This is a genomic window from Paraflavitalea sp. (assembly GCF_059502485.1).
The window spans coordinates 2,470,365-2,495,791 of sequence record NZ_JCACET010000008.1; the positions used below are offsets into that span (position 1 = coordinate 2,470,365).

Annotated in this window: 26 protein-coding genes; 20 read left to right on the forward strand and 6 right to left on the reverse strand. The window is 47.1% G+C overall.

All coding sequences use genetic code 11. The features are described 5' to 3' along the window. The first annotated feature begins 60 nt into the window (after positions 1-60). A complete protein-coding gene (locus AC5JBY_RS12515) occupies positions 61-1,095 on the forward strand; it encodes a sensor histidine kinase (protein WP_495904935.1) in 1,035 nt (344 codons plus the stop codon). Beyond that, on the forward strand, positions 1,092-1,808 hold the full coding sequence (locus tag AC5JBY_RS12520) for a LytR/AlgR family response regulator transcription factor (RefSeq protein ID WP_495904936.1): 717 nt from the start codon (positions 1,092-1,094) through the stop codon (positions 1,806-1,808). Before AC5JBY_RS12515 ends, AC5JBY_RS12520 begins: the two co-directional genes overlap by 4 nt. Before the next feature lie 104 nt (positions 1,809-1,912). Here the strand turns inward: AC5JBY_RS12520 and AC5JBY_RS12525 are convergent, their stop codons facing one another. Then, positions 1,913-2,338, reverse strand: coding sequence for a nuclear transport factor 2 family protein (locus tag AC5JBY_RS12525; protein WP_495904937.1), 426 nt, complete (start codon positions 2,336-2,338; stop codon positions 1,913-1,915). Between the two features lie 193 nt (positions 2,339-2,531). On the opposite strand from AC5JBY_RS12525, the gene AC5JBY_RS12530 reads away from it, so the two are divergent. Further along, on the forward strand, positions 2,532-3,569 hold the full coding sequence (locus tag AC5JBY_RS12530; RefSeq protein WP_495904938.1) for a sensor histidine kinase: 1,038 nt from the start codon (positions 2,532-2,534) through the stop codon (positions 3,567-3,569). Beyond that, positions 3,566-4,267 (forward strand): LytR/AlgR family response regulator transcription factor, encoded by a 702-nt coding sequence (locus tag AC5JBY_RS12535; protein ID WP_495904939.1) that lies wholly within the window; start codon positions 3,566-3,568, stop codon positions 4,265-4,267. The genes AC5JBY_RS12530 and AC5JBY_RS12535 overlap by 4 nt, the downstream gene beginning before the upstream one ends. Before the next feature lie 52 nt (positions 4,268-4,319). Here AC5JBY_RS12535 and AC5JBY_RS12540 read toward each other — a convergent pair whose 3' ends face one another. From AC5JBY_RS12540 to AC5JBY_RS12550, 3 genes are all read right to left on the reverse strand, one after another. Next, positions 4,320-4,637, reverse strand: a complete 318-nt coding sequence (locus AC5JBY_RS12540) for an antibiotic biosynthesis monooxygenase (RefSeq protein ID WP_495904940.1) — start codon at positions 4,635-4,637, stop codon at positions 4,320-4,322. Positions 4,638-4,677: 40 nt separating this feature from the next. Then, on the reverse strand, positions 4,678-7,293 hold the full coding sequence (locus tag AC5JBY_RS12545; RefSeq protein WP_495904941.1) for a T9SS type B sorting domain-containing protein: 2,616 nt from the start codon (positions 7,291-7,293) through the stop codon (positions 4,678-4,680). A gap of 124 nt (positions 7,294-7,417) precedes the next feature. Further along, on the reverse strand, positions 7,418-7,912 hold the full coding sequence (locus tag AC5JBY_RS12550) for a metallophosphoesterase family protein (protein WP_495904942.1): 495 nt from the start codon (positions 7,910-7,912) through the stop codon (positions 7,418-7,420). 88 nt (positions 7,913-8,000) lie between these two features. Here AC5JBY_RS12550 and AC5JBY_RS12555 point away from each other — a divergent pair, with 88 nt between their 5' ends. The 15 genes from AC5JBY_RS12555 (at position 8,001) to AC5JBY_RS12625 (ending at position 21,881) form a co-directional block, all read left to right on the forward strand. Next, the gene (locus tag AC5JBY_RS12555) at positions 8,001-8,603 is read left to right on the forward strand and encodes a hypothetical protein (RefSeq protein WP_495904943.1); all 603 of its coding nucleotides are present in this window, start codon (positions 8,001-8,003) and stop codon (positions 8,601-8,603) included. A gap of 10 nt (positions 8,604-8,613) precedes the next feature. Further along, entirely contained in the window at positions 8,614-8,961 is a 348-nt protein-coding gene (locus AC5JBY_RS12560) for a hypothetical protein (RefSeq protein ID WP_495904944.1), read from the forward strand. A gap of 223 nt (positions 8,962-9,184) precedes the next feature. Further along, positions 9,185-10,342: a homogentisate 1,2-dioxygenase gene (locus AC5JBY_RS12565; protein ID WP_495904945.1), complete on the forward strand. Its 1,158-nt coding sequence runs from the start codon at positions 9,185-9,187 to the stop codon at positions 10,340-10,342. A 266-nt stretch (positions 10,343-10,608) separates the two neighbouring features. Next, positions 10,609-11,178 (forward strand): serine protease, encoded by a 570-nt coding sequence (locus AC5JBY_RS12570; RefSeq protein ID WP_495904946.1) that lies wholly within the window; start codon positions 10,609-10,611, stop codon positions 11,176-11,178. Between the two features lie 10 nt (positions 11,179-11,188). Next, positions 11,189-12,700, forward strand: a complete 1,512-nt coding sequence (locus AC5JBY_RS12575) for a flotillin family protein (protein WP_495904947.1) — start codon at positions 11,189-11,191, stop codon at positions 12,698-12,700. 33 nt (positions 12,701-12,733) lie between these two features. Next, positions 12,734-13,279 carry a lysozyme inhibitor LprI family protein gene (locus AC5JBY_RS12580; protein ID WP_495904948.1) on the forward strand — a complete coding sequence of 182 codons (546 nt, stop codon included), beginning with the start codon at positions 12,734-12,736 and terminating at the stop codon, positions 13,277-13,279. An 11-nt stretch (positions 13,280-13,290) separates the two neighbouring features. Beyond that, on the forward strand, positions 13,291-13,710 hold the full coding sequence (locus AC5JBY_RS12585) for an SMI1/KNR4 family protein (protein ID WP_495904949.1): 420 nt from the start codon (positions 13,291-13,293) through the stop codon (positions 13,708-13,710). 10 nt (positions 13,711-13,720) lie between these two features. Continuing rightward, entirely contained in the window at positions 13,721-14,488 is a 768-nt protein-coding gene (locus tag AC5JBY_RS12590) for a hypothetical protein (RefSeq protein WP_495904950.1), read from the forward strand. 524 nt (positions 14,489-15,012) lie between these two features. Continuing rightward, positions 15,013-15,630, forward strand: a complete 618-nt coding sequence (locus tag AC5JBY_RS12595; protein ID WP_495904951.1) for a TetR/AcrR family transcriptional regulator — start codon at positions 15,013-15,015, stop codon at positions 15,628-15,630. Positions 15,631-15,639: 9 nt separating this feature from the next. Continuing rightward, positions 15,640-16,941: a TolC family protein gene (locus tag AC5JBY_RS12600; RefSeq protein ID WP_495904952.1), complete on the forward strand. Its 1,302-nt coding sequence runs from the start codon at positions 15,640-15,642 to the stop codon at positions 16,939-16,941. Between the two features lie 33 nt (positions 16,942-16,974). Next, a complete protein-coding gene (locus AC5JBY_RS12605) occupies positions 16,975-17,913 on the forward strand; it encodes an HlyD family secretion protein (RefSeq protein ID WP_495904953.1) in 939 nt (312 codons plus the stop codon). Between the two features lie 5 nt (positions 17,914-17,918). After that, positions 17,919-18,836: an ABC transporter ATP-binding protein gene (locus AC5JBY_RS12610; protein ID WP_495904954.1), complete on the forward strand. Its 918-nt coding sequence runs from the start codon at positions 17,919-17,921 to the stop codon at positions 18,834-18,836. Between the two features lie 6 nt (positions 18,837-18,842). Next, positions 18,843-19,589, forward strand: a complete 747-nt coding sequence (locus tag AC5JBY_RS12615; protein ID WP_495904955.1) for an ABC transporter ATP-binding protein — start codon at positions 18,843-18,845, stop codon at positions 19,587-19,589. A 70-nt stretch (positions 19,590-19,659) separates the two neighbouring features. Next, on the forward strand, positions 19,660-20,766 hold the full coding sequence (locus AC5JBY_RS12620) for an ABC transporter permease (RefSeq protein ID WP_495904956.1): 1,107 nt from the start codon (positions 19,660-19,662) through the stop codon (positions 20,764-20,766). Continuing rightward, on the forward strand, positions 20,763-21,881 hold the full coding sequence (locus AC5JBY_RS12625; protein WP_495904957.1) for an ABC transporter permease: 1,119 nt from the start codon (positions 20,763-20,765) through the stop codon (positions 21,879-21,881). The genes AC5JBY_RS12620 and AC5JBY_RS12625 overlap by 4 nt, the downstream gene beginning before the upstream one ends. Positions 21,882-21,995: 114 nt before the next feature. Here AC5JBY_RS12625 and AC5JBY_RS12630 read toward each other — a convergent pair whose 3' ends face one another. Together AC5JBY_RS12630 and AC5JBY_RS12635 are read right to left on the reverse strand one after the other, a co-directional pair. Then, positions 21,996-22,829 carry an NmrA family NAD(P)-binding protein gene (locus AC5JBY_RS12630; protein WP_495904958.1) on the reverse strand — a complete coding sequence of 278 codons (834 nt, stop codon included), beginning with the start codon at positions 22,827-22,829 and terminating at the stop codon, positions 21,996-21,998. Between the two features lie 5 nt (positions 22,830-22,834). Continuing rightward, positions 22,835-23,011 carry a hypothetical protein gene (locus AC5JBY_RS12635; protein WP_495904959.1) on the reverse strand — a complete coding sequence of 59 codons (177 nt, stop codon included), beginning with the start codon at positions 23,009-23,011 and terminating at the stop codon, positions 22,835-22,837. Here AC5JBY_RS12635 and AC5JBY_RS12640 point away from each other — a divergent pair. Further along, entirely contained in the window at positions 22,995-25,376 is a 2,382-nt protein-coding gene (locus tag AC5JBY_RS12640; protein WP_495904960.1) for a TonB-dependent receptor domain-containing protein, read from the forward strand. The genes AC5JBY_RS12635 and AC5JBY_RS12640 overlap by 17 nt on opposite strands. The last annotated feature ends 51 nt before the right edge of the window (positions 25,377-25,427 follow it).

Here is a 25,427-nt window from a genome sequence, read left to right on the forward strand (position 1 = left end):
AGAGGGTATTTGTTGAAACCAGCAGGCAATAATACTACCGGCTGTTAATTTTGAAAGTATATGAACTCATCGAAAAAGGAGATGCCTTTCCTCCGAACGCAGGTGACAGTATGGGTGTTCATCACATTGCTGATGTTTCTCATGATCTCTCATGAGGGACAACTGTTTGGCCGGTCTGCCGCCTATGCCATTTGCAATTCCGTTTTGTTTGCAGTCATTATGTATACCAATGTGCTATGGCTGGTACCTGCCTTTTATCGCCGGAACAAGAAATGGTTATATGCGTTACTGGTAATCTTGTTACTGGTTGTCACTACCTGGGTATTTGTACAGGTGCAGATATTTATTTCGAAAGTGTTACCCGATAAAAGAATGCCGGTTGAACGGGAGTCGGGTACTGTAGTAAGGTATTATATGTTTACCTTTTTCCTGAACCTGATGGTGTTCCTGTTCAGCCTGCCGTTGCGGCTGGCGTTCGATTACTTCACCATGCGCAAACAGCAGGAGCAGTTACAGAAACGTACGGCAGAAGCGGAGCTCAACCTGTTGAAAGGACAGGTACAACCCCATTTCCTGTTCAATACCCTCAATAATATCTACTTTGTAGCACAGCGGGAATCGCCTGCCACAGCCGTTTTGCTGGAGCGGCTATCCAATATAATGCGTTATTTTGTAGATGAAGGTCCTAAAGAGAAGATACTGTTGACGCGGGAGATCGATTTCATCCGGGACTATATTCACCTGGAGAAGCTGCGCATGCGCCACCCGATGCAAATGGATTTCACGGTGAAAGGCGAGATTGCTGAAGTGAGTATTCCACCCATGCTGCTGATCCCCCTGGTAGAAAATGTGTTCAAGCATGGCATCAACAAACGTAGTGAAGAGAACCTGCTGGTATTGAATATAACGATAAGTGAAGGCAAGCTGAGCATGGACGTGCGCAACAGGGTGTTTGAAGAACTGGAGCCTGCGCAGCATGGAGGTAATGGCCTGGCTAATTTGAGGTCACGGCTGGATCTCTTGTATGGCGATCGCTATATACTGCAGACTTCTAAGGATGTTTTATTTTTAGCACATTTAACTATTCCCTTGTGAGCGTGATCACCTGTCTTATAGTAGATGATGAGCCCAATGCGGTGCAACTGCTGGAAGATCATATCCGCAAAGTGCCTTTCTTACAATTGAAGGCAAAGTGCTATGATGCGTTTGAAGTATTGGAGTTCCTGAAGTCGGATACAGTGCAGCTCATTTTCATGGACATCAACATGCCCCAGCTTTCGGGTATGGACCTGGCTGCCATGTTGCCTAAAGAACAACATATCATCTTCAGTACCGCTTATGCCAATTATGCGCTTGAAGGCTATGAATATAATGCCGTGGATTACCTGCTGAAGCCGGTAACCTTTAAGCGGTTCATGCAGGCGGTAAACAAGGCCCAATCGCTCTTTACCCAACCCCGGCAGGAAACGGTGGTGAAGGAAGTGCCTGCCGGCGCAGACTATATCTTCGTAAAATCGGGCAAGCAACTTATTAAAGTAGAGTATGACAAAGTATTGTACCTCGAAGCGCTGAAGGAGTATGTGAATATTGTAACTGCCGATAGTAAGATGATGATCTATAAGCGCATGAAAGAATTGGAGGAACAACTACCTGCCAATTTCGTACGTATCCATAATTCCTACATCGTGAACATCGACCATATCCAGCATATTGCCGACAACCAGGTGGTGATGGGCAAAAATAAACTACCTGTTAGTGCCTCTTACCGGGAGGCTTTCCTGCAATTGGTGAATAAGAAGCTCCTCTAATAAAGCTGTTAGCCATTAGGTATTAGTCGTTAGCTTAAAGCTATCCGCTACCTAATGGCTTTTACTATCAGCTACAAGCTAATAACCAACAGCTCTCTCATGGCTTACTTATTCTGTCGCGAAAATATCTTGCTTACGATCTTCCATTCACCATTTACCTTTAGCAGGTTCATATAATCATTCATGATCACCTGGGCGGTTTCTATCCTGATCTTGGCCTGTGCTGCGCTGCCTTCTATGTTCATCGAAACGATCTCTATCTTCCGTTCTATTTTTGTGGTATTGCTCTTTGCCCGGGCGATGAACTCTGCAATGGGTACGTCTTTAAATTCTCCTGATTGATAGTCTATGTATTTCATGAAAGCAGATGTGTGAAAGGCTTTCTCCATGCGGTTGCCATCTCCACTCATATAATTTTCGAGACATGCTTTTACGGCAGCTTCTTCGTTAGAGGCCTGTGCTTGCATTGTTAATGGAAGAGCAGTAAAGCTGGCTGCTATCAGCAGCAGTACGGTTACAATTTGTTTCATACAGGTTGTTTTATATGGTAAAGTGTTTGTAGGACAATATTACTTTGGTGATCCCCCCTTGAAAAAACACTTCGCTGGCAGCCTTGCTTTTTTCGACCTTTCGGGGCTCGGAAAAACCGTCGAAAATAAAAGGGTTACGGTCGAAGTAAGTCAGGTAATCTCCTTGTTTTGCAACAATTTGCGTATTTTGATCATGATGGCCGTACTATCAATAGAGAGGACTCTGCGTAAGAAACTGCTGCGTTTTCAGGCAGCCGTGTGGGTATTGTTGTATGTATTCCTTGGCTTGTATGCTATTCAGAAGTGGGAGCAACCCATGTATGGTATTGGATCGGTAACGATTGCTACATTAACCTACGTCATAGCTGTATATGGTAATGCCGCCTGGCTGATACCGCGTTATTATCAGCGCAACCGGCGGACTTTATATTTTACACTTTCTACCTTGTTTCTGGCCACATTGCTCATTGTGCGCATGTATGCAGAAAACCAGCTATTGATGCCACTGCACCTCTCTTTTTACACCTGGCAACTGCCGCATTTCTCAGCTGTGTTCATTACTAACTTCCTTGCTTTCCTGTTTGGGGCGCTGTTGCGTATCACTATTGATCATGTATACCTGCTACGCAAGCAGGAAGAGATGCGCAACCAGCAGCTGGCTTCCGAACTCAACCTGCTGAAAGCACAGGTGCAACCCCATTTCCTCTTCAACACGCTCAACAACATCTATTACCTCGCCTATACAAAGAATGAAAGAACGGCCGAAGTGGTAGCCCGTCTGTCGGACATTATGCGCTACTTTGTAGATGAAGCGCCCAAGGAGCGCGTGCCCCTCCTCACTGAAATAGACTTCCTGGAAAACTATATCGAACTGGAACAGATACGCATGCTGCACAAAGCTGCAATTGTCTTCGACCGGAACAGTATCAATGATGCCCTCATCATTCCGCCTATGCTACTCATCTCGCTCGTTGAAAATATATTTAAGCATGGAGTAGATAAATCGGTGGAGCAAAACGATGTGGTGATCACGTTGGAGCAACAGGATGGTTATCTGCACTTTACTACTAAAAACAGTCACTACGATCATGAGTGCAGGTCGAAAGGTGGGGTAGGCCTCACTAATCTCCGCAAGCGGCTGACCTTATTATATGGAAATGATTTTACTTTGACTACGGAAAAGACCGAGCATTGCTTTACTGCCACCCTCAAATTTCCTGTAGCAAAATGATCAACTGCCTGGTAATAGATGATGAACCGTACGCGGTGAACCTGCTGGAAGAATACATCAGCCAGGTGCCTTACCTGCAGTTGCAGCACAAATGCTACAATGCGCTGGAAGCATTGACATTCCTGAAGCAGTCGAAACCTGACCTCATTTTCCTCGATATCAATATGCCCCATCTGTCGGGCATGCAGCTTGCTACCTTGCTGCCACCCGATCAGCCCTTTATTTTTACAACAGCCTATTCTGAATTTGCGGTAGACAGCTATGAGAAGAATGCGATCGATTACCTGCTGAAGCCGATTACTTTCGAGCGCTTCCTGATGGCAGTGAATAAAGTATCCAAATTGAGCACTACGCCGGGCGGGCATCCTGTGGCGCCACCTTCGGCACAAAAGCTATTCCTGAAAACGGGTAAGGCGATTGTACAACTGGATTATGATGATGTACTGTTGATCGAGGGACTTAAAGATTATGTGGTGTTCCATACCAAAGAAGGGCGACATGTAGTGTATAAGCGCATGAAAGACCTCGAAGAAACGTTGCCGGCCAATTTCTCCCGGGTACATTTATCCTACATCATCAACCGGCACCATATCCGCCGCATCGAGGATAACCATGTGTTTATAGGCACTGAACGTATCCCTGTGAGTGAGAAGTACCGCGAAGTGTTCCTGTCCCGTATCAATAAGGGTTTACTGTAAGCTACTACGGTCAGGCCGCTCAAAGCGGCCAGACTAACCAAGTGAGTATTACCTATCTGTCAAGCGGTGGAAAATCATACGCCTCATAATGCTGAACATGTGGTTCAAATTCCAGCAGGTATTTTTCATCTTCATCGTAATAATGGGCTTTGCTGATATCATCTCCGGCGAACCCTTTGATGCTCCCGAGGTCATCCCACCAGGAAACGGTCCAGATATGAGTAACGTCACCTTCTGTCTTTTGCCAGATTTGCGCGCCCCGGTTACCAGGTGTTGCTAAATATTCCGGTATGCCAGTGTCTATCACATATTGGCGGTAAACGGCAGCATCAGTGGTTTTTGTGCGGCCATGCCATATTCGGGTGATCATACGTGTAAAGGTTTGAACGGTAAAATTAGGAGATGATACCTTACCTGACAAGTGTTACTGTACCTCTCTGTGTGTAGGAAGCGCCTGTATAATCCACGGCTTTTACCATCCATACGTAGATGCCGGCGGCTTGCGCTTTGCCACCTACATTGCCATCCCAGCCATTCGCTGTTGAGGTAGTGCTATATACCATTTGCCCCCAGCGATTGTACACATTGAAATACTCCACGTTCTTCATCCCGGCTGCAATGAAACGGAACACATCATTGTTCCTGTCGCCATTGGGAGAGAAGGCTGAAGGAACGAATATAGAGGGGCGTGTTTTAAATACTTTTAGCCGCAGGAAGGCAGAGTCTACACAATCCGCTTCATTATACACAAATACTTTATAGCGTAATCCATCAGAAGGTGAATTGTAAGTAAAGATGGGATTGGGAATATCTGTAGCCGATAGTGCTTCTCCCGGTATCCATTCGTACCGTACGCCCCCGGTAGCTTTAAGCTGAATGGGTTGTCCAATGACTGCTGTCGTATCGCGTCCGGCAGTGGCAACGATATCAGGTAACACAGTCACCAGTATGGAGTCCAGCCCTGCCTTGGGACATCCACTGGTAAGGTCATAAGCAGCCAGGATGTATTCTGTCGTGCTGCGTGGATGAGCTACCGGATTTAAGATGGTGGCATTGCTGAGGGTGGCGGCTGGTGTCCAGGCCACTGTCTTACCATTTGTGCTGGCATTCAACTGCACAGTGGCGTCGTGGCATATCATGATATTGGGGCCGGCATTCGCAATAGGGTAGGCCACTGTAGTGACCTGCACATCACCTACAGCCGAACAGCTGCCTATATAGGCAGTTACAGTATACAATGTGTTGAAGGAAGTAGTGGCAACGGGCAAAGGAATATTGGGGTTCTGCATTTGGGTGGCCGGCGTCCATACATAGCGTAGTCCATCCGATGAAAGGTGTAGCTGTATCGCATCTCCCTGGCAAATGATCGTATCGTTCATCACCTGTAATGTCACATGATCTACCACCCTCACCAATACTGAATCCTGGTTAATACAGCCATTATCATCCAGCGTTACATAATAACGGGTGGTTGATATGGGTGCTACAGTAGGCGTAGGAGTATTGGGATTGGTCATATTGGTGTTAGGAGCCCAACTGAATACACCACTCCCATTGGCCTTCAGTTGTAAGTTGTCGGGGATACAGATTAATGTATCACGGAAGGCAAGTCTGATAGGTGGTTTGTCTACGATCTGCACCGATTTAGTCAACGTGTCTATACAGCCCTTGGTGTTGGTCACGATGAGCCTTACCGGTTTGGGGCCTAAGCTTGGATACGTATAAGTGGGATGTTGATCTGTAGATATGGCGGTGGGCACACCCGGCTGGCCAAAATCCCATGACCATTTATTTACCTGTCCATACACAGTAGTCGACAGGTCCCTGAACCTGGTGGGCTTGTTGATGCAAATACCGGCAAAGTCGAAAGCGGGTACAAAGCCCGGATATACCCGGGCGAGCGAAGTAGAAGAGTCGGCACACTGGCCATTACGATTGATGACCAGCTTAACGGTGTAGAGGCCCGTATCGGCAAATGTAAAAGAAGTGGTAGAGGATGCCGATGAGTAAAGTGGCGTACCGGCTGCGTTGGTGATCTCCCAGTTGTAGCTGTTGATCAGCGGGCTGGTAGACAGGTTGACAAGGTTGATGGTTTGCGTATTGTCGCAAAGCATGTAACCCGGTGGAAGAGAAGCGGCAGCCACATTGCATGATGTGATCTTTATCTGCAGGTCTTTGCGTTGTATAGCTATTACTTTATTGTCGCGTATTTCCTGCACGCATACGGTAACAACGTAAGTGCCTTCCGGCGGTGCGATGCCGGTGATCAAGCCCGTATTGGGATCGATCTGTACCTGCGTACCCAGCGGCAGGCCTCCATTGAAGCCATTGCCATAGGGCACCGAATAGTAAGGAGGTGGATTGGGTGGTGAAGCATTGCCCCCGCCTCCGATGGAGCCACCTACATAAGCATCGCAAAAGGAGTAATGCAACTTATCTTCAGTATCGGGATCGTTGGCGGCAAAGCTGTAGGAGAAAACATTGTTGGCGCATACTACCACCATGTCGCTGCCGGTAAAATGGGCGCTGCTGTTCTTAGGGCCTTCGGGATGAGCGCTGGTGCCGGGAATTTCACCACAATAGGTGGCGCCCACATTGCTGTAACCACTTACCAGGTTGCTGATGCCGTTGACACGATAGTTGACCTGTGTGGCGATGGTGTAGCCTTCAGCCGAAGCAGGCAGCGTCACTTCAAAGTCGTAATAACCTACGCGGTAGCAAACGGGTGGGGGATTGGTAATGCAGGGACCGGCATCTGTAAGATTGAGTGTTTCCTGGTTGCCCAGCGGCACGGAAACATCGGTGAACCGTGCGCCGGTGCCTTTATTAAAGATACCGATAATGCCGGGGTTGCTGAACTGGCGGTTGCTGAAGCAGTCCATGAATAACTTTACGGTAACCCGATAGCGGAACTGACCGTTGGAGGCGCTGATGAGGGTATAATAGGTTTCCCCGCCGGTGATATGATCTGCGCTGGCGTTTAAAAACAACAGGAGGAAATAAAAGACCAGACAGCCTTTCCTCATGAAGCAGTTCCCATTGGTATGTACAATGGCAGCAATGACTGTAAGATTTGGCGGGTTAAAATTCCTTGTGTTTCTCTTCTACTATTAATATACGACTTTTTGGGGAGAAGGTTGGCTGGGAGGACTATCTCTTTCCCAGCTCAATCACATTGCAATCTTTCATATCCTTGCCGTCGATGGCGAAAGTGATGAGTGTGCGCACTTTATGCCAGCCTTCCCGGCCAGCGGCGCCGGGATTCATGTGCAGACAGTTGATTTTGTCGTCGTAAATCACTTTTAAAATATGGGAGTGGCCGGCTATAAACAGTTGGGGCGGGTGGGCGGTAAGCTCCTTTTTAACGGCCGGGTTGTATTTGGGTGGGTAGCCACCTATATGGATCATACAGACCTCTACTTCCTCGCAGGTCCAGCGTAGTTTTTCAGGGTATACGCTCCTGATCTCGTTGCCATCGATATTGCCGTACACTCCTTTCAGCGGCTTGAAGGCCCCGAGTTGCTCGGCAATGGCCAGCGTCCCGAAATCACCGGCATGCCAGATCTCATCACAGTGTTCAAAGTGTTTGAATACGGCCGGATCCAGGAAGCTGTGGGTGTCTGAAATAAGTCCAATACGCGTCATACGGAAATCAAAATGTGGCAGCGAATATAACACAGGTTTATTGGGTGCACAGGAAGAATTGGTTATTTTGAAGCGTAATTATCAAAACATGAGCACCGGGATTGATCTTCAATTTATACGAGAAACATACCAAAGGATGTCGGATGAGGAATTGACCGCTGTGGTTACACAACGGATGGAAGGGTTGACGCATGAGGCCACTGCTATTGTGAAAGAGGAGATCAAGCGGCGTGGCCTGCATGATGGTTTGACCAAAAGCGTTGATGTACAGCAAAGGACCTATACGACTGCAGAAATAGATCAATATTGCGAACTGATACAAAACCTGCCGTGTCCGGTTACTGGCAATGCTTCAGTAAAATTGAATGCCACCTTGGTGGCTGAAGCAGCAGGAGTCCTGTTCTTTTCGCACTACCGGGAGCAAATAGTGGTTGGCAGCCCGGAAGTATTGAAGAAGGCAAACAGTAAAGCTATGATCAGATCGGCGCTGTTGGGTTGGTGGGAGTTTCCCGGAGGAATCCCCAAAACGATACGTGCATTGATCGTTAACGGAAGGAACAGAAAGCGTGATTATCAGCAGGGACCGACCGATTATTTACGCACCTTTGTATTGTCGAGGATCGGTGAAATAGAAGCTTACAGACATGATAAAGGCCAGTTGAGCAGAATGATCGGCAGTACAAATTTATAAACCTGACACAATGGTTGATATTCCATTCAAAAACAAAGGTATACTGGTAGTGCTTTTCCTGATTGTATGGCTGGTTTTGACGGCTGTAGTTGGCGGAGAGTTGTATCGTAGCGTTGGTGGTATCTTTTCAAAAATTGATTTCTACAGCATTCTGGGAATAGCATTATTGCCTACTGCGGTCTGTACCTGGTTTATCCGGTACGATTATTACAAAGACAAGCATGGAAATAAAAAAAGGATGGATACGGTACATGAGTTACTGTACATACCGCTGCGCATATGGGTATACATTCTTCCCGGATTGTCTTTAGTACTCTTGGGCAATTCATTGTTCCATTATTTTCCTGCTTTTGGATGAGGTCCCTGCATAAGGACGTAGCAGGGATTAGCCGGTAAATCCTTCCTGTTTTATGCTATCTTTATAGCAACGATTGAAAATATGCCTTTTCACCGCAATTTCATCTATTGGATCGATAAACGCCGCTGGAAATATTATTTCCTGATGGTGGCCTTGGATGCTTCGAGTTAGTGGGAGCCCACAACTTGTCTTCTTATTATCGAATCTTCAAATTTTAATTGCTATGCCTTACTATCATAAACTCGGGCAGATCCCGCATAAACGTCATACCCAGTTCCGCAAACCCGATGGCGGTTTATATTCCGAACAGTTATTTTCCACCGAAGGGTTCTCCAACGATTACTCTTTGCTATACCATAATCATCCTCCTACGCAGATCATTCATACGGATGAACCCATCAATGTGGCGCCGAAGGTAGCGGAGGAAAAAATGCTGAAGCACCGCAGTTTCGAGGGGTTCAGCATTAAGCCCGAAAAGGATTTTCTGCAAAGCCGTAAACCGGTGTTGGTAAACAATGACTGCCACGTCGTATTGGCGGCGCCACAGGGCAGCATGGACGCCTATTATTACAAGAATGCCGATGCCGATGAAATGATCTTTGTACATGAAGGAGAGGGCGTATTGCGTACCATGTATGGCGAACTGCCTTTTGCATATGGCGATTACCTGGTGATACCGCGCGGCACCATTTATCAGATACATTTCAGGGATAATCATAACCGGTTATTCATCGTAGAATCATTCAGCCCCATCCGTTTTCCTAAAAGATACCTCAGCAAATATGGTCAGTTGCTGGAGCATTCCCCCTATTGCGAACGGGATATCCGGGCTCCGCAAAACCTGCCAACCTTTGATGAGAAGGGCGACTTCCTGATCAAGACTAAAAAGAGAGGTATGCTGTATGGCATCCATTATGGACATCATCCTTTTGATGTGGTAGGGTGGGACGGTTGCTGTTATCCGTTTGCCTTCAGCATTCATGATTTTGAACCAATCACTGGCCGGGTACACCAGCCGCCACCGGTACACCAAACCTTCGAAGCCAACAACTTTGTGGTATGCTCCTTCTGTCCCCGGCTATTCGACTATCATCCGCAAGCGGTACCGGCACCGTACAACCACAGCAATATCGACAGCGATGAGCTATTGTATTATGTGGATGGCGATTTTATGAGTCGCAAGAACGTTACACGCGGTATGATCACGCTGCATCCGAGTGGCATTCCGCATGGCCCTCATCCGGGTGCGGTAGAAAAGAGCCTCGGTGCCAAAGAAACCAAAGAGTTGGCCGTGATGGTGGATACCTTCCATCCGCTGCAACTAACGGTGGAGGCACTATCCATTGAAAATCCGGACTATACCATGAGTTGGGCTGAATAATAGTTTCAGGTGTTAACTTATTATTTCCCTGCCGCTGCTATAATGCCGGCAGGGAAATGTTTTTTTAAGGGTGTTTGGGGAGCCGGCAGTAATAAATATCCATGTTAAAATGTCTCTAATGCTGAAACAAATTGGCTCCTCTGTATACTAATAGATAACATCCTTCGGCGCTATGGATAAAGCACTAAAATGTATTATCTTACCGCCGCCGGGTTGATCCCGGACCGACAATACCCGTTATTGTTAACCCCTATAATCCTTTGTTTATGGAACTACTCGACTCCCTCGAGCCGTTGCTGAGAATGTTTTGGTTTGTTGCCATTCCAGCCAGTGTGATCTTCCTCATACAAACCATCATGACCTTCGCGGGCGCCGATTCAATGGATGGCACCGCCGCTGATTTTAATGGCGACCTTGGTCATACTGACGCTCCCTTCCAGCTTTTTTCGTTGCGCAACCTGATTAACTTTTTGTTAGGCTTTAGCTGGACAGGTATTTCTTTCTATCATACCATTTCTAATCCCACGCTACTCATTACCATTTCGCTGGCAGTGGGTATTTTATTCGTGTACATCTTCTTTCTTGTCATCCGGCAAATTCAAAAGCTGGGTGAAGACAATTCCTTTAAGTTTTCACAAACACTTAATAAAACAGCCGAAGTATACCTGACGATCCCTGCCCGCCGGTCGGGCAAAGGTAAGATCATGGTAAGTGTCAATGGTTCCATGCGTGAGCTCGATGCCATGACCGACCGGGAAGAAAAGATCCCTTCCGGCGCTATCGTGAAAGTAATCAATGTTGATACTGATAATATTTTAATTGTAGCCCTTATTTAACCCCTCGTTTATGACACCTATTATGATTATTGTAGTTGCAGCAGTAGTGCTTTTTGTAACCATTCTGGCGTTGGTATCGCGCTACAAGCGATGCCCAAGTGATAAAATATTAGTGATCTATGGCCGCACCGGCGGTGCTTCCGCCAAATGTATCCATGGAGGTGGCGCCTTCATCTGGCCGGTGGTACAGGACTATGCTTTCCTTGACCTGAAGCCTTTGTCAATTGAAGCGAACCTCACCAACGCGCTTAGCCGCCAGAACATCCGCATCGACGTACCCTGTCGTTTTACCATTGCCATTTCTACTGAGGCCGACAGCATGAACACAGCTGCCGAAAGATTGCTGGGTTTATCAGGTGAGCAAATTCAGGAGTTGGCCAAGGATATCCTGTTTGGTCAGTTGCGTCTGGTGATTGCCACCATGACCATTGAAGAGATCAACTCTGACCGCGATAAATTCCTGGAGAACATCTCCAAGAACGTAGACAGTGAACTGAAGAAGATCGGCCTGAAGCTGATCAACGTAAACGTAACCGATATCAAGGATGAGTCTGGTTATATCGCTGCCCTAGGTAAGGAAGCGGCTGCCAAGGCGATCAACGAAGCCAAGATCAGCGTGGCTGAGCAGGAGAAGATCGGTGAAACCGGTAAAGCCCTGGCTGACCGGGAAAAGGATACGCAAATTGCGGAAACACACCGTGACCGTGATGTAAAGATTGCCATTACACAAAAAGATAAAGAGATCAGCATAGCCACTGCGGTGCGCGATGAAACCATTGGTAAAGCAGAAGCACAAAGAGATACCCGTGTAAAGACTTCAGAAGCCAATGCCATCGCTATCCAGGGGGAAAATGAAGCCAAGATCTCTATCGCCAATTCAGAGGCCGCCCGCCGGGAGAAAGAAGCGGAAGCTTTGCGTATTGCTATGTCTGCCGAAAAAGTACAGGCTGCGAAGGCGCTCGAAGCGTCGTATGTAGCGGAGCAGAAAGCTGAAATTGCACGTGCCGAAAGAGAGCGCTCTACGCAATTGGCGAATATTGTAGTACCTGCAGAGATTGCCAAACAACGAGCTATCATCGAGGCACAGGCTGCTGCCGAAACCATTCGGGAGAATGCCAAGGGTGAGGCTGATGCCATCTACGCCAAGATGCAGGCTGAAGCAAAAGGTTTGTATGAGATACTGACCAAGCAGGCGGAAGGTTACAAAGAAGTAGTAGCCGCTGCCGGTGGCGATCCTAATAAGGCGTTCCAGTTGTTGCTGATCGAAAAGCTGCCTGAACTGGTGCGTACACAGGTAGAAGCAGTGAAGAACATCAAGATCGACAAGATCACTGTGTGGGATTCCGGTAACGGTACCGAAAACGGCAACTCGTCTACCGCCAACTTTGTTTCCGGTATGATGAAGACCGTTCCGCCGCTCAATGACCTCTTCAACATGGCTGGCCTGAACCTGCCTTCTTATCTGAAAGGAGATGATGCGAAGGATGGAGAAAAGAATGGGGAGAGTAAATTGATTGATTAATACCTCTGCTGGTTGTACTCTTTAATGCCATTTATGAAATCAACATTGGTTATTGCAGCAGGACTCTTGTTTTATTTTTCATCAACAGCGCAGACATCTATGGAGGTAACCCCGGAGCTGCAAAAGAAGTTCAAGCTGGAGATTGAAAAGGAGGTACCTAAAAAGAAACAACAACTGGAGAAGGATAAGGTCAATGCTGCACAGATTGAATTTATCCTTGATACCTTCCGAGTGGAAAGGTTTATGGAGGAATACATAAAGGTTAATTTTTCAGACTACAGCATGCGCGATGCGGGATATGAAACTGCGAAACTGTATGACAGCCTGCTGAATAAGTACTACAAGAAACTACTGGCCACTTTAAAAGGAGAAGATAAAAAGGTGTTGGTCCAGGCACAAAAGTCGTGGATCGCTTTCCGTGACAGTGAATCAAAACTGGTAGACTTGATCAGCAAAGACGATTACTCAGGTGGAGGCTCTATACAGCAGTTGACGGAATCTGCCGAATACCTGAACCTCATCAAGGAAAGAACGATCGCTATTTTCGATCACTACATCAGGGCTACACAAAACTATTAACCAAACTTCTTATGCAACCTATTGATAAGGTCATAAGCATTGAAGAAAAACTGGGGTTCAAACTACTGGACGAATACAAAGAATTCCTGCTGGACGAAGCAAGTCATAGCCAGTATAAACTCAAACACTTTGACAGGATCCTGCCAGATGGATGGAAAACAGATGGCAGGGTTGATTCGGTGATAACAGTAGATAATTTCTGGCGGTTCAACCAGGACCGGGAACACCTGGAAGAAATGCAGGTACACTTCGAACATCCCAGAAGCTACGTAGAAGTCGAACACCTGTGTGTCATCATGGAAGGCAGCGGGACTATTTGTATGGCCATGCAGGGCACACACAAAGGCAAGATATACAGTGTCGACAATGGCGACTTTGGTATCGTATACCAGACTGATAATTTAAAGCAGTTTTTGCAAAGTTTATATTGAGGGCCCTATTATGCGCTTAAAGAGAATCATATGCCGGTTTTTAAGGGTGCCATGGAAGCAGCAGCCGGAGTCGCGCATGGAAAAGGAAAAGAAGGGACTTGAATTGATTAGGGAAGAAATTATCGTATCAAATCCCGAATTGCTCAACATAGCGCAGCATAATATGCTGGAAGAGTTCTTTTCTTATAACCTTTGGTTCAGGCACGAAGAAAGGGCTTGCCAGATTTATTATTATGGCGACGAGCCCAATCCCCGCTATATTTTTAAATGGGATGATTGTCCACTATTAACTGTATACACCAGTAACGCGAGCGGTGCCGGGACCTTGATCAAAAAATGGGTTGTCGATAAGGCAATGCCATCTGTATTGAGCAACGAATTTCCTGAAGTACATTTTGATCCGCTTGCTGCGTATTACGAGCAGGGCGATGGAATAACCGGGGAGTTCATCATAGGTTGGGATCTTGTTGAGGATTCCTATAAGGATGTACTGCCTGATAAAGCGAAAGAAATACTTCAGCTTATCCGGGAAATGCGGGCAAGAGGATTTGATAAAACTTTGAGGGCTGGCACTTCTTTATATAGTTTAGTATTATCGAGATCTCGCAGGTATGGCCTTCGGCTCGAACAAAAGAGTATAAGGTTTGAGTTCACATTTATTAAGACTGCCATGGAAGTGTGGACTTTCGACAGAAGGCAATTGCCATTTGACAAGATAGCTTATAATGATACGATCGATCAACTCTTGCGGGAGCTTGAACACGAACCGATCGATTAACATAAATACCCCATCGGCCATCAATCTACCTCCCAGGTAGTAATTGCCAGTTACTCCCAGCCTCCTCTCATCCGTGTATCGTTCCGGACAAAAGTGCACTTTAACCTGCATGGTTGAAGCAAAGGTGCTGTATTCATAAAGAAACGCTGAATTTTCACCTATCTGCCTTTTTGTCTACATAGAATATCCATTGATTCTTCGTTGATCTTCCATTCTGTAACGGAAGATGAACGGAGGATCAATGGAGGATGAATGGAGAATCAATGAAGAAATAGGATAACTAAAATGATTTTATCCCGGCAACAGTGACTTTTTAGCAGGTTGCTAAACCACCTCAGTAAGGAAGCGCAAATCCCTGGTGAATGGTGCCAATGCTGGTTTTTACCCAATCCCACAATTTTTAAAACTGGTCATCCATGTTTGACAATTAATCGATTAGATATTTTTTGAAATAAATCCGCCGAAATGCTTGGCGATATTGGCTACTTGGTTATACCTTTGGTTTAACTATTTGGTTAAACTGCATGGTTGAGGAGACAAATAAAGATCAAAGTACGGAGCAGAAGATCCTGGCAGCAGCCAAGGCGGTGTTCATTGAGCAGGGGCTGGCAGGGGCCAGGATGCAGGACATTGCCGATAAGGCCGGGATCAACAAGGCGCTTCTGCATTATTACTTCCGCAGCAAGGACAAACTGTTTGAGATGGTATTCCATGAGGCAGCCATGAAGTTCCTGCCCAAAGTGAGCATGTTGTTTGAGGCCGATATGCCTTTGTTTGACAAGATCAGGTTGTTTGTAGACAATTACATCACCATGGTGATGGATAATCCTTTTATTCCGCTTTTTGTGCTGAATGAGATCCACAAGAACCCGACAGATTACATCAATAAATTATGGGGAGGTCGCACGCCGCCTGTAGCCGAATTTGGCGCCCATGTGGAGCGTGAAATTGCGGCCGGTAACATCAGGCCCATCAAACCCTTTCACCTGATGATGAACATGATCTCGATGTGCGTTTTCCCTTTCATTGGAACGCCGATCGTGAAGGGCGTATTCGGACTGGAGAATGACCAATTCATGAAACTGATGAAAGAGCGGAAGACCCTGGTGGCCGATTTCGTTATCAATTCGATTAAGCTATAAAATTTTTTTATGTACACGTTGACCAAATGGTTAAATAAAATGGTTAAACATTGGAAGATAGCAGCCCTGCTGCTATGCGCATCGCCGGTGATGGCGCAGGATAGCACACTGCTCACGTTGGAGCAGGCTTATGATCTCTCGCGGCAAAATTATCCGCTCATTAAGCAAAAGGGATTGGTAAAGCAAACAGCCGAGCTGTCTATCGACAACCTCAGCAAAGGGTTCCTGCCACAGGTTACGGTATCAGGACAGGCTACCTACCAATCGGCAGTAACCAGTGTGCCCATCAAGGTGCCGGGCATCGATATTCCTACGCTGGCAAAAGATCAGTACCGCATACAGGCAGAAGCGACGCAGCTTTTGTATGATGGTGGCGCCACCTCCGCTCAGAAGAATATGCAACAGGTCAATGCGCTGGTAGAAGATCAACGTGCTGAAGTGGACCTGTACAAAGTGAAAGAACGCATAAACCAGTTTTACCTTGGCATTTTGCTGTTGGATGAACAATTAAAGCAAACAGAGTTGGTGAAAAAAGATATCCAGCTGGGCATTAAAAGAGTGACAGCCCAGGTAAACAATGGTACTGCCTTCCGGTCCAACCAACTGGTGCTGGAAGCCGAGCTGTTGAAAGCAGAGCAGCGCACTATCGAATTACAAACTACCCGCAAAGGATGGCTCGATGTGCTGTCCTTATTCCTGAATAAACAATTACCGGAAAATACTGCGCTGCAGCTGCCTGTTGTAAAAACATACATCATGGCGCCCGGTATCAATCGTCCCGAACTTAAATTATTCACTTATCAGGATAGTTTATTCAAAACGCAGAACCAGCTGATCAGTGCGAAGAACCGTCCACGTGCCAGCCTGTTTGTGCAAGGTGGTTATGGCCGGCCCGGACTGAATATGCTGAAGACTGAGTTCGATTGGTTTTATGTGGCAGGTGCCCGCCTGAACTGGTCATTGGGCAACTTATATACTACGAAGAAGGAGCGGCAATTGCTGACCGTGAACCAACGCATGGTGGACGTACAGAAAGAGTTGTTCATGCTCAACACCAATACACAGTTGAAACAACAGGAATCAGAGTTGAACAAACTGTCAAAATTGATTGCTTCTGATGAGCAGATCATCGACCTGCGGGCCAAAGTAAAAGATGCCGCCAATGCGCAACTGGAGAATGGCGTGATCACTGCCAACGATTACCTGCGGGAAGTGAACGCAGAAGACCAGGCAAGACAGGCATTGATAGCACACCGCTTGCAATTACTGCAGGCGCAGATCAACCACGAAACCATATCGGGCAACCAATAACTTATAACAAGCAACAGGAATAAATACAGTTTTATGAAAAAGATCATTACAGGAATAGCCATCATAGCTACTTTTCTTACAGCCTGCAATGGCAACAAGGTGAATTATGATGCCTCCGGCACTTTTGAAGTAGATGAAGTGATCGTGTCTGCTGAATTGACCGGCAAGCTCTTATCATTCGATGTACGCGAAGGCGATTCCATCGCTAAAGATAAATCGGTGGGTACCATCGACGCGGAAAACCTCTCGTTGCAGAAAGACCAAGTACAGGCCAGCATTGAAGCGCTGAGAGAAAAAACGGCCGACCTGTCGCCACAGGTAAAGCTGTTGCAGGATCAGCTGGCGGTTCAGCAATCGCAACTGGACAGGCTGACGCGCGAAAAACAACGTACAGAGAACCTGTTGAAGCAAGACGCTGCTACCGGCAAACAGCTGGACGACCTCAATGCAGAGATCGATGTGGTGAAGAAGCAAATGCTGGTAACACAGCAGCAGATCAATGTGCAGCGCAGCAATGTAGGTACGCAGAATCGTAGCATCCTTAGTGAAGGCAAGCCACTGGAAAAGCGGGTAGCTCAATTGGATGATCAGTTAAAGCGCGCCAGCATTACAAACCCCATTAGTGGCACGGTGATCACCAAGTATGCAGAGGCCGGCGAAATGACTGCTGCCGGCAAAGCCTTATATAAGATCGCTGACCTCTCTACCATGACCCTGCGCGCTTACATTAGCGGCACACAACTCTCCCAGGTGAAGCTGAATCAACCAGTGAAAGTGTTGATCGATAACGGCGCTAATGCCTACCGGGAGTATCCTGGTGTGATCACCTGGATATCTGATAAAGCAGAGTTTACACCCAAGACCATACAGACAAAAGAGGAGCGTGCCAACCTGGTATATGCAGTGAAGGTGAGGGTGAAGAACGATGGTTTTATCAAGATCGGAATGTATGGAGAAGTGACTTTAAAATAATCAACATGCCAGCAGTAGTAGCCAACAATATTGTTAAGAAATACGGCAAGAAAAAGGATGTGGTGGAAGCCCTGCACGGTATTTCTTTCGAAGCAGAGCAGGGAGAGCTATTTGGTATCATCGGACCGGATGGTGCAGGTAAAACATCTTTGTTCCGCATCCTCACTACTTTATTGCTGCCCGATGGCGGAAGCGCCACGGTTGATGGCCTCGACGTAGTGAAGGACTTCAAAGCCATCCGCAACAGGGTAGGGTACATGCCCGGCCGCTTTTCCCTCTACCAAGACCTTACGGTGGCGGAGAATATGGAATTTTTTGCTACCATTTTCAATACGACCATCGAAGAGAATTATGACCTGGTGAAAGATATCTATTCTCAGATCGAGCCTTTCAAAGACAGGCGTGCCGGTAAATTATCCGGTGGTATGAAGCAGAAGCTCGCATTAAGTTGCGCGCTCATTCACCGTCCTTCCGTGTTGTTTCTCGATGAGCCTACTACCGGTGTGGACTCTGTATCGCGCAAGGAGTTTTGGGAAATGTTGCGCAACCTGAAGAAGCAAGGCATTACGATCCTGGTGTCTACGCCTTATATGGACGAAGCCAGTTTGTGTGACCGGGTGGCGCTGGTGCAAAACGGAAAGTTATTATCTGTCAATACGCCTGCCGGTGTAAGGACAGCCTTTGGAAAACCCCTGCTGGCAGTAAGGGCCACCAACATGTTGGCCCTCCTGAACCACCTGAAGCAATCCGGAGCCGTTGCCGATGCGTATCCGTTTGGAGAATACCACCATGCTGTGATGCGCGGTAATTATGATGTTGAACAGTTGCGTCACTACCTGTTGCAACTGGGACATGAGCAGGTGGATATACAGGCCATCGAACCGGATATCGAAGACTGTTTTATGGACCTGATGAAAAATTAAGTAAACATGAATGAACAAATAGCTATAAAGGCCGATCTGCTTACCAAGCGCTTTGGTGATTTTACTGCCGTGGATGAGATTTCCTTTGAAGTGCGCAAGGGTGAGATCTTTGGGTTCCTGGGAGCCAACGGCGCCGGTAAAACCACTGCCATGCGCATGCTGTGCGGGCTTTCTATCCCTACGGGGGGCACTGCTACCGTTGCTGGTTATGATGTATACAAACAAACCGAGCAGATCAAACGGAGCATCGGCTACATGAGCCAGAAGTTTTCCCTGTATGAAGATCTGACTGTGAAGGAGAATATTCGCTTCTATGCCGGTATCTATGGCAAGAGCGATGCTTTCATCAAAGAGAAGACGGCATTCCTGTTGCAGGAGCTGCACATGGAAAGCGAAGCCAATAAGCTGGTGCGTTCCCTGCCATTGGGATGGAAACAGAAGCTGGCCTTCTCGGTAGCCATCTTCCACGAGCCGGGTATTGTATTCCTCGATGAACCTACCGGTGGGGTAGACCCGGTGACGCGGCGTGAATTCTGGAACATGATCTACAATGCCGCCGCCAAAGGAATTACCATTTTCGTTACCACCCACTATATGGATGAAGCAGAGTATTGTAACCGGGTATCCATCATGGTGGATGGGCGCATCGATGCGTTGGACACACCTGCACAGCTGAAGAAGTCACTACAGGCCTCCTCTATGGATGAAGTGTTTTTGAAGCTGGCCAGGAAAGCGAAACGGAATGCGGATTAGTTTTCAGTCGCCAGCCTCTGGCTGGTGACGGTTATTTTCTCGCCTCTGGCGAGACAAGAAATCATCAAACATGAAACAGTTTCTATCTTTTGTAAAAAAAGAGTTTTACCACATCGGGCGCGACAGGCGAACGCTGTTCATCCTGCTCGGCATGCCCATCATGCAGATCATCATCTTCGGGTTTGCATTGACCAATGAGGTAAAGAATTCGAAGATCGCCATTCTCGATAATGCGCAGGATGTAGCTTCTACCGCTATCAGCAGTGAACTGGAAGCCAGCCGCTATTTTGATATTGTAAGTGAACTGCATTCCTATAAAGATATTGAGGCTGCTTTCAAGAAAGGCGCCATCAAACTGGCAGTGGTGTTCCCCCAGCAGTTCAACGACGACCTGCAGCATTTTAACAAAGCCCAGATACAATTGGTGGCCGATGCCTCTGATCCCAACGTAGCTACCACGCTCACCAACTATGCCACGTCTGTTATTATGGATTATCAGGACAGGGTAACCAATGGCCGCAAGCTCCCTTATACCATCAAGACAGAAATGCGGATGTTGTATAACCCGCAGCTGAAAGGCGCTTACAGTTTTGTGCCGGGTGTCATGGCAATGGTGTTGATGCTGGTGTGTACTATGATGACGGCTATTACTGTGGTGCGGGAGAAAGAGACAGGCACTATGGAGATCATGCTGGTATCGCCAGTGCGTCCTATGAAGATCGTTATGGCAAAAGCGGTTCCTTACCTGCTGTTGTCGATGATCAATATTGCCAGCATCCTGTTGTTGAGTGTGTTTGTATTGGATGTGCCGATCAATGGCAGCCTGCTGCTGCTGATCGCGGAAAGTGTTTTGTTTATCCTTACTTCCCTGGCATTGGGGCTGCTGATCTCTTCTTCCACCGATTCACAACAAACGGCGATGTTCATTTCTTTAACGGGCTTGTTCCTGCCTACGGTAATGCTGAGTGGGTTCATGTTCCCGATCGAGAATATGCCTTTACCATTGCGCATCATATCCAACGTGGTGCCTTCCAAATGGTACTATGACATTGTGAAATCAGTCATGATCAAAGGGCTGGGTATTACGGCTATCTGGAAAGAAACGCTTATCCTGACAGGCATGACGCTGTTCTTCCTAACATTAGCCATTAAGAAATTTAAAATAAGACTGGCATGAGAACCCTGAAATTCCTGCTGCAAAAAGAGTTCCGGCAGATCTTTCGTGACCCGGCTATCCTCCGCATCCTCTTTGTGATGCCCCTGGTGCAGCTGATGGTATTGCCGCGCGCGGCTGACTATGAGGTCAAGAATATCAAGCTGAGTGTGGTAGATCACGACCACTCCGACTATTCACGTCAGCTGGTTTCCAAGATCACTGCTTCCGGTTATTTCAAACTGGATCACTACTCCGGCTCGTTCAAGGAAGCGATGCATGAAGTGGAGCATGACCGTGCCGACTTGATCTTGGAGATTCCTGCTTCCTTTGAAAAGACATTGGTAAAAGAAGATGAAGCGCCGTTGTTCATGGCTGTGAATGCCATCAATGGGGTGAAGGCAAACTTAGGTGCTGCTTACCTGCGCACCATTGTACAGGACTTCAACCGCGAGGTAAGAATGGAATGGGTGCAATTCCCCCGCTTCGATCCGGAAATGAACATACAGGTTACTTCCTCCAACTGGTTCAACCCTTCCTTGAATTACCGCTACTTTATGGTGCCGGGCATCCTGGTGGTGTTGGTGACGATGGTAGGCGCATTTCTTACCTCACTCAATATTGTGAAGGAAAAGGAGATCGGTACCATTGAGCAGATCAACGTAACGCCTATTCATAAGTATCACTTTATCCTTGGCAAGCTGATCCCTTTTTGGGTGTTGGGTATGGTAGTACTGAGCCTTGGATTGATACTGGCCAGGTTTGCGTACAACGTTATACCTGCTGGTAGTCTGCTGACTATTTATGTTTTCGCAGGTGTGTACCTCCTGGCTGTGTTAGGACTGGGGTTGTTGCTTTCTACCTATACGGCCAACCAGCAGCAGGCCATGTTGCTGTCCTTTTTCATCATGATGGTGTTTATCCTGCTCGGTGGTTTGTACACTTCCATCGACAGTATGCCAGCCTGGGCACAAGCGGTCACTAAATTTAATCCTGTGGCCTACTTTGTAGAAGTAATGCGCATGGTGATCCTGAAAGGCAGTAGCCTTGCCGATATCAAAAATCAGCTATTGGTGGTATTGGGCTTTGCTGTGGCGCTGAATAGCTGGGCGATATTAAGTTATAAGAAGAGAGCATAATAAATAAGGATTGGCATTGTAATGAGTCAGGCATTGATTGATCCGCGAAACAAGCGGCTATTGGCAAAACCAATAGCCGCTTTATAGTTTTATTTCATGGCTATACCTCAGTGTTTATCCCCATACCCCTGCCGCGATAGACTTCCTGATAAACGTAGCGAAGTCAGTAGCCGGGCGGCCAAGTGCACGTTGCACGCCATCATTTACGTGAGCATTCCTGCCATCAAGTATCTCGCTAAACAGGTAGCTGAGCAGCCCTATATACACCTGGGGAATGTTGAATTCCTTCAACAGGGCTTTGTATTCTTCCATAGGAATATGCTGGTATTGGATGGGCTTGCCGGTAGCCTTTGCAATTTCATGTACAGCTTCTTCAAACGTCAGCAACTGTGGCCCGGTTACTTCATAGACCTGTCCGTTGTGTTTGTCGTTCGTCAACGATTCCACAGCAATTTCTGCAATATCATCGATATCGATAAAAGGTTCACCCATTGGGGGAACAGGTAATGCTACATGGCCTGCTATGATGGATTCTACCAGGTAGCCCTCACTAAAGTTCTGGCAAAACCAGCTTGCACGGATAATGGTATAGTCGACGCCGGCATTGATGATCAATTGTTCACAGGCCTGTGCTTCTGGTTCGCCACGGCCAGAGAGTAATACCAGGTTTTTAACGCCACTCTTTACTGCCAGTTTACTGAACTTGTCAATGGCAGGCACGGCCGCAGGGACAGCCAGATCAGGCTGATAAGAAACGAAAACAGCATTTATATTCTGTAAAACAGGCGCCCACGTTGATTCATCTTCCCAATCGAAGGGAATGGCTGCTGATCGTGAGCCGGGACGCACGTTAAGGCCCTTTGCTGTCAATTGATGAAAAACCCTGCTGCCGGTTTTACCTGTGCTACCGAGTACGAGTATCCTGTTTGTTGTGTTACTTGTTGTCATGATGTTTAATTTTCAACAAAGCTATTTCTGCCCGTTCCGGGGAAATAGAACAAAACCGACAGGACCGAAATAATCTGTCCGGGGCCTTGCAATTGGTCATGGATCAGGTGCAGGTCGTCAAAGAAATCCGTAGGAGAATCAGGTACGGCTTTCATTTGCAGTAGCATGAAAGCATTGCTCATAATCATTGTATGGTTGCTGGTCTTTGGGGGGGTAAATGCCCAGGGTGGTTACCGCTTTTCGGGCAGGGTATTGGACTCCGCCACCCGGCAGCCGGTTGCTTTTGCTTCCGTGTCGGCTTTTACACCGGGACCGGTTGCGTTTAAAAGTGTTATAGCCGACAGCCTGGGTGTTTTCCGTTTGGAAGGGATGCCTGCAGACAGGTACTTCCTGGTGATCAATGCAGTCGGGTATAGAAAGTTCATATTGCCACAACCTGTGCTTGCTGATGCTGCTGGTAATAATACTGCAGTGTATTGGTTGACCCGTGATACAGGTATGTTAACCGCTGTAACAATTACAGGAGCTAAGCCCCTTGTGTCTCCTTCTGTTGATGGGTTTTCTTATAATGCGGCCAATGATATCATTCCGGCAGGCTTAACGGCAGGTGATCTGTTGCGGAGAATACCGATGCTGTCTGTGAACCAGCAGGGCGGCCCTATGCTGAGGGGAAGTAGTAATATCCGTGTGTTCATTGATGATAAACCTTCCGACGTTTATGCGGCTTCAGTGGCTGATGCTTTGCAGCAAGTACCCGCTGCGGATATTGAGCGTATCGAAGTGACCCTGTATCCATCGGCACGATATGAAGCAGAAGGCACAGATGGTGTTATCAATATCATTACCCGGCGGAGTCGCTTCGATGCAACCAATGGTATCTTGCGTATACAGCTCGCCAATCGCAGACAAAACATCAACCCTGATCTGAACATCAGGAGAGGAAATTGGATTGGCACTGTTAATAGTGGCTTTCAGATTTATGATAATCAAAATAGCGGCGCGCTGTGGCGCGAGGATAGGAGCGGGAGTGAAAAGCAACTGTTGCAACAGGAAAGCCGGTGGGATAACAATGGGCGCATATTTTATATTGGCGGCAATGTGATCTATGTATTCAACGATCTGCAAAACATCAGCGGTGGCTACCGATTTCGTTTCAACCGGGATTATACTTCCAGGCAGGCCGACAATTATTACTTCGTAAATAATTCCCTGCTCAATACTTTTACGCGTCACACCAACCCCTCTTCGGGTAATGACCTGCATACCTTCAACCTTGCTTACAGCGGTAAGTCGCGCGACCGAAAGCGGCAATTCAATTTGTTGGTAACACAATTCTTTCAAACAGGCAGTGATGAATACGATCTGGATCAGTTGCGCAGTGAGGTCATAGACTACAAAGAGTTATTCCGGGGAGCGATCGATAATAAAGAGTTGTTATTGCAGGCCGATTACCAGCAGCAGGTAAATGACCGCATCAACTGGGATGCAGGCGCCAGATCAACCTTCCGGAGATACGGTAGCTTCAATGATTTTAGTGTATACGATTTCCCTACCGACCTGTTTGTGAAAGATGATAACAGGTCAAACGCATTTGATTATCGCCGTGATATTCATGCAGTATACAGCAATATGGTCATCCGTCTCAAAACCTGGCAGGTGAGGGTAGGAGCGAGGTATGAACACACGCTCCTGCAGGCCGATTTCAAGGATACGGCTTTAACAGTGCCTGACTTTAAAAACCTTGTTCCCAATGTGCTTGTCTCCAAAACATTCAATCGCCAACATACACTGAAGTGGAGTTATGGCAAACGCATCACACGACCTTTCCTCGGGGCCATCAATCCCGCCGCCAATTACAGCGATTCCCTCAATATACAGGCAGGCAATCCTTACCTGCAACCAGAAATAACGAACCGCTATGAAATGGGATACACTTACGCAGGTAAAAGAATAACACTGATGGCTTCCCTGTATTATAATGCTACCCGCGAGGCAATCGAGCAGGTGCGTCTGCCACTGGATGGGAAAGTGTTCCTGAACACCTGGCGTAACCTGGGGAAAAACGATGTGTGGGTAAGTGCTTTCAGTATAACAGGCAAATGGACAAAACTGTCGCTAACAGTTACTACCAATTTGCGGCGGTTGGAGTTGGAAAGTAAAGCATTGCAGCTGTCCCGTACAGGATACCAGTTCAGCGGAAATGTTAGTTGCAGTTACTTATTCAACAAGGGCTACAGTGTGGAAGTTTTGGGTGCTGGCGGCTCTCCCGATATCACGTTGCAAGGAAAGCGGGAAGTGTGGCAGTTTTATGGACTGGTATTGAATAAGAAATTTAAAGGCGATAAGTTTTCCATGAGCCTGCGGGCCGATAACTTTCTGATGCCACCAAACGTCGCTTTACGGCAAACCACCGATATGCCTCACTTTACCCAGTACACAGATACACGTTACCAAAGCCGCTACTTCGCATTGTCTGCCACCCTGAAATTTGGTAAGAAGGAAGTGAAAGCTCCTGTTGTACGGCAGGATGGCGGTGGTGACAATTGACAAAAATTCACCTTGCTCACTCATTAATTATCCTGTCTGTAATACATCTCT